Raw genomic sequence first — 3,313 nt, 5'->3', positions numbered from 1 at the left:
GGACTTCCCTCGGGGCGAGGGACTTCCTTCGGGGCGAGGGGCTTCCTGCGGGGCGAGGGACTTCCTGCGGGGCGTGCTCATACCAGCGCCGGAACAAAAACGTGAAGCATCAACAGAACGTCAGTGCAACGGGCCCTGGCCATGCCGCATCTTCGTCGCGAACTGGCTGGCGGTTTCGTTCGGCATCGGACTCGCGTGAATATGCGCAATGCGCCATTCGCCGCGTTCGTGGACCATCACGTAAGTGGTGAACACCATCGTCGGCGCGGCGGCCGGATTGGCCGGCCGGTGCGCTTCGGCAATTGCATAGACGACGGTGCCGAGGCTGTCGTAGACGCGGATATCGAGCGGTTCGATCGAGACCGGCGCGGCTTCCAGCTGGATCTGCAAGCCGGCTCGAATGCTGTCGAGGCCGTGCAGATGCGAGCCGTCGGCGCAGATGCAGCTGACGAACTCCTCATCGATCCACAAGCCCATCAAGCTGTCGATATTGACCTCGGCGACGGCCTGATAGTAGGCGTTCAGGGTATCGGCGGCGGCTTCGAAGATATGGGCAAAACGTGGCATGGCTCGTCAGTCTCTTGTGCGCGGCGCGCGGTTGCGGGGCAGCAGTCAGCGGGACAGTCCGGGGCGCCGGACAATCGTACCCAAGCGCGAGAATGCCCGCGCCGCAAGGCGCGAACATGACGCGACGCGCTCAGATGCGTGCGGTGTTGCGTGCAAGTGTCAGTCGGTTCAGCGTTGCGCGAGCAACATGCCGCGCAAATCGCCGAATACCTGTTCCGCGCTCAACTGTTTCAGGCAGTTCAGATGGCCCAGCGGGCACTCGCGCTCAAAACAGGGACTGCATTCGAGATGGAGCCATTGTACCTTCGCAAGCTCCGACAAGGGCGGCGTGTGGCGCGGATCGGTCGAGCCGTACACGGCCACGAGCGGCCGGCGCAGCGCGGCGGTCACGTGCATCAGGCCGGAATCGTTGGTGACGACCGCGTTGGCCCGCGAGATCAGCGCGCAAGCCTCGCCCAGCGCGGTCTGGCCGCACAGGTTGCGCACGTTCGGTGCTTTCTCCGCGATCGCCTGCGCAAGCGGCGCGTCTTTCGGCGAACCGAGCGCGACGATCTGCGTATAGGGGAACGACTGGCCGACCATCTGCGCGAGCGCCGCGAAATGCTCGGGCGGCCAGCGCTTGGCCGGACCGTACTCGGCGCCGGGACAGAACACCAGCAGCGGCACGCGCGTGTCCAGATTGAAGCGCGCCGACACGCGCGACGCCTCGTTCAGGTCGGCGTCGAGCCGCGGCATGGGCAGATCGCCGGGGACCTTGGCGCCCGGCGCGTAGGCGAGGGCGGCGTAGTGGCCGACCATCGGCGGGCGCTCGTCCTTGCGCGGATTCGCGTGACGCACGTTCAGCAGGCCGTAGCGGCTTTCGCCCGTATAGCCGATGCGCAGCGCAATGCCCGCCATCCACGGAATCAGCGCCGACTTCAGCGAGTTCGGCAGTACGTAGGCCGCGTCGTAGCCGACGTCGCGCAAGTCGCTCGACAGTTGCCAGCGGCGCAGCATCTGCAGCTTGCCGTGCGCGAGATCGGTCGCGTAGACGTCGCGGATTTCGGGCATCCGTTCAAGCACGGGCGCGACCCACGAAGGGGCGACCGCGTCGATCGCGATGCGCGGATGCAATTTCACGAGGCGCGCGAACAGCGGCTGCGCCATCAATGCGTCACCGATCCAGTTCGGTGCGATAACCAACGCGCGACGCATCAGAGTGAGTGTCCGGTGTCGAAACGAAGCGCCGCGCGCGTTATGCGCGTGGCGTTCAGGTTTGTGAAAGGGAGTCAGCCGCGAGTCGCGTGGCGCGGACCCGGTACGACCGGACCCGCCGCGGCCGCGGCGTTGCCGCGACGCGCTCGCGCAATCGCCTGCTACCAGGGCAAAGACGGCAAGCCAAACGACCAACCGGGCAGCGGGCGAGGCCAACAGGGCCGCAAGCAGCGCTGCAAGCGCTCAGCGTTCAGTGTTCAATGACCTCTGACCACTTCGCCGTCGCGCAGCTTGTAGCGCGTACCGCAGTACGGGCAACGCGCTTCACCGTGCGTCACGTCGATAAAGACTCGCGGGTGGGCGCTCCAGCGCGGCATCGACGGATTCGGGCAATACGCCGGCAGGTCTTTTGCCGACAGTTCGACCAGCGGCATTTCCTTGATTTCGCTCATGGGGACTTTCTCGTTGTATACAGGGTGCGTGCGTGGCGCCGTTAAAAGTCGGGGCAGCGCGCGTTAGATCTTGCTCAGCCAGTGCGCGTACTTCTCGCTCTTGCCGTTCACGATATCGAAGAAGCCCGCTTGCAACTTCTCGGTGATCGGGCCGCGTGCGCCCGAACCGATCGTGCGGTTGTCGAGTTCGCGGATCGGCGTGACTTCGGCGGCGGTGCCGGTGAAGAACGCTTCGTCGCAGGTGTAGACCTCGTCGCGCGTGATGCGTTTTTCGATCACTTCGATGCCGGCGTCTTTCGCCAGCGTGATGACGGTGTCGCGCGTGATGCCGTCGAGGCACGACGACAGATCCGGCGTGTACAGCTTGCCGTTGTTCACGAGGAAGAAGTTTTCGCCCGAGCCTTCCGACACGTAGCCGTCCACGTCGAGCAGCAGCGCTTCGTCATAGCCGTCGGCGGTGGCTTCCTGGTTGGCGAGGATCGAGTTCACGTACCAGCCCGACGCCTTGGCGCGGACCATCGACACGTTCACGTGATGGCGCGTGAACGACGAGGTCTTCACACGGATGCCCTTCTTCAGGCCGTCTTCGCCGAGGTAAGCACCCCACGGCCAGGCGGCGATCGCCACGTGAATCGTGTTGCCCTTGGCCGACACGCCGAGCTTTTCCGAGCCGACCCAGATGATCGGGCGCAGGTAGCAGGATTCCAGCTTGTTTGCGCGGACCACCTCGAGCTGTGCCGCGGCGAGCGTTTCGTGGTCGAACGGCACGTCCATCTGGAAAATCTTCGCCGAGTTCAGCAGACGCTTGGTGTGTTCCTTCAGGCGGAAAATCGCGGTGCCGCCGTCGGCCGTCTTGTAGGCGCGCACGCCTTCGAAAACGCCCATGCCGTAGTGCAGCGTGTGGGTGAGCACATGGATCTTGGCATCGCGCCACTCGATGAGCTTGCCATCCATCCAGATCTTGCCGTCGCGGTCGGCCATTGACATACGATTCTCCAGCAGGTGCGGTTGTGAGTGCCCCCAATCCTGTCGCTTCGCGTCAGGCTCCCCGAGGGGGCAATCCCCCAATCCCCCAAGGGGACTTCCTTTGGGGCGGGGGA

At 64.8% G+C, this 3,313-nt stretch carries 4 protein-coding genes; all 4 read right to left on the bottom strand.

All coding sequences use genetic code 11. The features are described from left to right. Positions 1-120: 120 nt before the first annotated feature. The gene (locus AC3WLT_RS37040; protein WP_492596505.1) at positions 121-567 is read right to left on the bottom strand and encodes a nuclear transport factor 2 family protein; all 447 of its coding nucleotides are present in this window, start codon (positions 565-567) and stop codon (positions 121-123) included. 168 nt (positions 568-735) lie between these two features. After that, positions 736-1,761: a lipopolysaccharide heptosyltransferase II gene (waaF, locus tag AC3WLT_RS37035; RefSeq protein ID WP_492596504.1), complete on the bottom strand. Its 1,026-nt coding sequence runs from the start codon at positions 1,759-1,761 to the stop codon at positions 736-738. Positions 1,762-2,018: 257 nt separating this feature from the next. Then, the gene (locus AC3WLT_RS37030; protein WP_115098945.1) at positions 2,019-2,213 is read right to left on the bottom strand and encodes a zinc-finger domain-containing protein; all 195 of its coding nucleotides are present in this window, start codon (positions 2,211-2,213) and stop codon (positions 2,019-2,021) included. Positions 2,214-2,276: 63 nt separating this feature from the next. After that, complete coding sequence (locus AC3WLT_RS37025) at positions 2,277-3,200, bottom strand: branched-chain amino acid transaminase (RefSeq protein ID WP_492596503.1); 924 nt, start codon at positions 3,198-3,200, stop codon at positions 2,277-2,279. Positions 3,201-3,313: the final 113 nt, after the last annotated feature.

The sequence above is a fragment of the Paraburkholderia sp. FW306-2-2C-D06C genome, assembly GCF_058781505.1.
The sequence above is the reverse complement of the archived record's forward strand: the minus strand, read 5'-3'. Positions and strand labels throughout refer to the sequence as shown.

Excerpts from the sequence above, each read along its gene's own strand:
- AC3WLT_RS37040 (WP_492596505.1), bottom strand. The coding sequence starts at position 567 with ATGCCACGTTTTGCCCATATCTTCGAAGCCGCCGCCGATACCCTGAAC.
- waaF (WP_492596504.1), bottom strand. The coding sequence starts at position 1,761 with ATGCGTCGCGCGTTGGTTATCGCACCGAACTGGATCGGTGACGCATTG.
- AC3WLT_RS37030 (WP_115098945.1), bottom strand. The coding sequence starts at position 2,213 with ATGAGCGAAATCAAGGAAATGCCGCTGGTCGAACTGTCGGCAAAAGAC.
- AC3WLT_RS37025 (WP_492596503.1), bottom strand. The coding sequence starts at position 3,200 with ATGTCAATGGCCGACCGCGACGGCAAGATCTGGATGGATGGCAAGCTC.